Here is a 3,304-nt window from a genome sequence, read left to right as displayed (position 1 = left end):
ATCTCCGCCGCCGTGGCACGGGTCTCACGCCGGGCGAAGCAGCCCGCGATCACATCCATCGCCGCCCCGAACAGCCTGCCCCACGCGGCCCCGGCTATCGTGGCCTCCGCGGCCACCTGGTTTTGATACGTCGTCACAAGCGTTCATGATCACGGTGGCCGTACCCATGCCCACGCTGGGCCCCGCAAGCCGCTGACCAGCACCGGCGCCGGAACTACAGCTGCCGTGTCTGACTTTCCACAATCAGCCTCCCTTCACTCGGTGGCAGATCGAGCCTTGTCGCATCTCCTGCGTCACCTGCACCCGTCACCGGGCCGGGTACAGCGCGGTGATGTCCTTCGGCAGCGCGGACTTGATCTGGCGGCTGAACTCGTCAACGAGCACTTCCTCCTCGTCGGCGAGGAGTCCCTTGATCGCGGCCCGCGCGACTTCCTCGGGACTGATCTTCGGCTGGTCGATGCCGGCGGACAGGTCGGTGTCGACATACCCGACGTGCACTCCGAGCACGCGGGTGCTCTGCGGCCGCAGGGCCAACCGCATCGCGTTGGACAGCGACCTCTGCGCTGCCTTGCTCGCTGCATAACCGGGCGCCTGCTCCAGAGCCAGCCAGGATGCGGCAGACAACATGTTGATGACGGCACTGCCGCCGTTGTGGGACAGCGCCGGAGCGAAGGCCTGGGTCACAGCCCAGGTGCCGAGGTAGTTGATCTCCATCTCGCGCCTGGCGTCGTCCAGTGACGCGGTGAGCACCGGCGCTGCGAGGGCGGTTCCGGCGTTGTTGACCAGGATCGAGAGGTCCCCGATCGCCTCGACCGCCGTGGCGATGGTGGCCGGGTCCGTGACGTCCAGCTGGATCGGCACCACCCCGGGGTCGGTGATCAATTCCGGGCGGCGTGCCGCGGCGTAGACCGTGGCTCCGCGCTCGGCAAGCTCTCGGGCGAACGCCCGGCCGATCCCCCGGTTGACGCCCGTCACCAAGGCGGCCTTGCCTTGAATCTGCATGTTTATGTCCCATCCGTTCGGTGTTGCACGCGGGCCGAGGTCCGGCGTCCGTGGCAGCAATTCCACCTGACTTTTATTTCTAAAGTCAATCGTGGCTTTCCGCTGCTCGGCGAGGTGGTTGTCCAGCAGGCCGGCACGCTGCGCCACGGGCCTCAGCCACCCCTGCCTACGGGGCCGGACGACGGCGACACGCAGGCGCTTCTCCGGGTTGGTGTGCGCGCCCCACTACCGCTCCCCTACGGCTGAGCGCGCGCGACGCATCACGCCGATCGCTTCCGCGGAGTTCCGCGCCCCGGGTGTGCGGTGCCTCCTGGCGGCATGGACCGTCAGGGACAGCGCTCCGACGGTCAGGAAGCCCATTGCCTCGCAGATCATCACTGTCCAGCCATGTGCTTCGAGGAGGGCGCTACCGATGGCGGAGCCGATCGCGCCGCTGGCGAACAAGGAGAAGATTTGAAGTGCTCTCCTTCCCGCGGCAAGCCTCGGGAAGGAGCGCCCCCAGGGTCACGCCGGTACCGACGGCTCTCAGGGCCCGCCTCGCCGTGGGCACAGGTGGGGCCGTTCAGCTCGTGTGCGGCCTGCATCCGCTCGGGCGACAGGGCCGCCGTGGCGTCCCGGACCAGCATCACGTGGCAGCCGAGCTCCATGGCGAAACGGGCCGTGGCCTCGACGCAGGTCTCCGCCAGCAGGCCGGCCACCACCACGTGAGTGATGCCGTGCTGCTTGAGCTGGAAGTCCAGGTCGGTGTTGGCGAACCCGCTCGAGCCCCAGTGCTCTGCGACGACGACGTCACCGCCGATCACGTCACCCGCCGTCGCGGGCGAAACCGGACCCATCCTGCGCGTCGCCCCGCCGCCGCGCCGGTCACGGACGAGCAGTGCGCTCCGGACGCCTTGAGCAGCTGAATAGTGAACGGATACTCAGGTGTACAATTCAGTCATGCCGTGCAGCCGCGTGGCATGCATGGGGATTCGGCAGAGATGTGTGAGGTGGGCAGTGGCATCGACGAAGAAGGTGTCCGGCCCCATGGACGACGCGCCGGCCTGCTCCATCGAGCGCAGCCTGCAGGTACTCGGCGAACGTTGGGTTTTCCTGGTGCTGCGTGAGATATTCGCGGACAAGCACAAGTTCGCCGAAATCCAGTCGTCCCTCGGCATCGCACCGAACCTGCTCAGTGACAGGCTCAAGCTTCTCGTCGAAGCCGGTGTGTTGCGCACGCGGACGTACCAGGAGCCGGGCAGTCGGCATCGGCAGAGCTACCACCTCACTCCGGCCGGGCAGGAGCTGCGACTCGTGCTGGCGGCTCTCCAGCAGTGGGGTGACCGCCACCGCCCTCGCCCGTCGGGGCCCTCCGCTCTGCGGCGATCATGTTCCACCGGCCAGGCCGTGCGGGTAGGGTTCGTCGACGACGACGGCCGCGAATTGCCCGCCGAAGACGTGGCGTTCGTGATGAATACGGAGCCCGGGGCTTAATGGGCTGGGCCTGCCCCGGACACCTCCTTTGGGCCGTGACCTGTGGATGTACTGATCGTCCCAGGCGCTGATGATGTGGGCGGCTCGCTGTGCTTGTCCTGGTGCGGTCAGGAGATGGTCCGCTCCTTCGAGCGAGACGCAACTTCGGGGGTGTCGTGCCTCTCAGAAGATCTCCCCGGCGTTGGCGATGTCGACGGTGTCGTCGGTGGGCGAATGCAGGACGAGTAGCGGCATGTGCAACTCGCCTATTCCGGTCGAGCAGGCCTGACCGGTGCGGGCCCGAGCCGCCGGAGCAAGCCACACCCACCCTCCCGTGCGATCAGCGCTGCGCCCGGTCGATGTTCGTGGCGGCATCGGGGACGGTCCGGCCGTGGACGGCGGGGCGAGCGCCGTACGGGTCCTCATCGCTCCACAGAGTCGTCGGGGCAGCCTTTGCGGACCACCGGTATGACCTCGCTCGCGAAGCGTTCGAGCATGGCGAGCTGCTGCTCGTGCGGGATCACCGTCGGGAGGCTGAAGGACTGAAGATCGTGTCCGAACGCCTCGTGGAACCAAAGGACCTTCTCGGCGATCTGCTGCGGTGACCCGACCAGGACGGGGCCGCGCTCGACGGCGTCGTCGATGGCCGCGAACGTCATCTCGTTGCCCGGCGTGCGGTTCCCGGGCTGGTTGAAGTACGCCACGATCTGCTCGTACGTCGGCCCGAAGGCCTTTTTCGGGCTCTCCTGTCGTATCTCGACTTTCGCGGTTTTCGCTGGGTCGCTCGGGTGGGTGTGACTGCTGGCGTTCGGCTCCTGGGTGCTTGGCGTTGGCCGTAGGGTGCGGCTGT

Annotated in this window: 4 protein-coding genes and 1 pseudogene; 1 reads left to right on the top strand and 4 read right to left on the bottom strand. The window is 67.5% G+C overall.

Features of this window, described 5'->3' with window-relative positions; genetic code table 11:
* Nucleotides 1-306: 306 nt before the first annotated feature.
* Nucleotides 307-1,149, bottom strand: coding sequence for an SDR family oxidoreductase (locus ACFYX0_RS47165; protein WP_388981858.1), 843 nt, complete (start codon nucleotides 1,147-1,149; stop codon nucleotides 307-309).
* A 227-nt stretch (nucleotides 1,150-1,376) separates the two neighbouring features.
* Complete coding sequence (locus ACFYX0_RS47160; protein ID WP_388981855.1) at nucleotides 1,377-1,838, bottom strand: isochorismatase family protein; 462 nt, start codon at nucleotides 1,836-1,838, stop codon at nucleotides 1,377-1,379.
* Nucleotides 1,839-2,028: 190 nt separating this feature from the next.
* On the opposite strand from ACFYX0_RS47160, the gene ACFYX0_RS47155 reads away from it, so the two are divergent.
* Entirely contained in the window at nucleotides 2,029-2,475 is a 447-nt protein-coding gene (locus ACFYX0_RS47155) for a winged helix-turn-helix transcriptional regulator (protein ID WP_388981852.1), read from the top strand.
* Nucleotides 2,476-2,637: 162 nt separating this feature from the next.
* Here ACFYX0_RS47155 and ACFYX0_RS47150 read toward each other — a convergent pair whose 3' ends face one another.
* The gene (locus tag ACFYX0_RS47150) at nucleotides 2,638-2,778 is read right to left on the bottom strand and encodes a hypothetical protein (protein WP_388981849.1); all 141 of its coding nucleotides are present in this window, start codon (nucleotides 2,776-2,778) and stop codon (nucleotides 2,638-2,640) included.
* A gap of 98 nt (nucleotides 2,779-2,876) precedes the next feature.
* Nucleotides 2,877-3,304 (bottom strand): annotated as a pseudogene (locus ACFYX0_RS47145) (hypothetical protein); the annotation flags it as partial.

The sequence above is a fragment of the Streptomyces sp. NPDC002573 genome, assembly GCF_042889625.1.
Taxonomy (GTDB): Bacteria; Actinomycetota; Actinomycetes; order Streptomycetales; family Streptomycetaceae; genus Streptomyces; species Streptomyces gibsoniae.
Note: the sequence above shows the minus strand (reverse complement) of the source record. Positions and strands in the feature narration are given on the sequence as shown.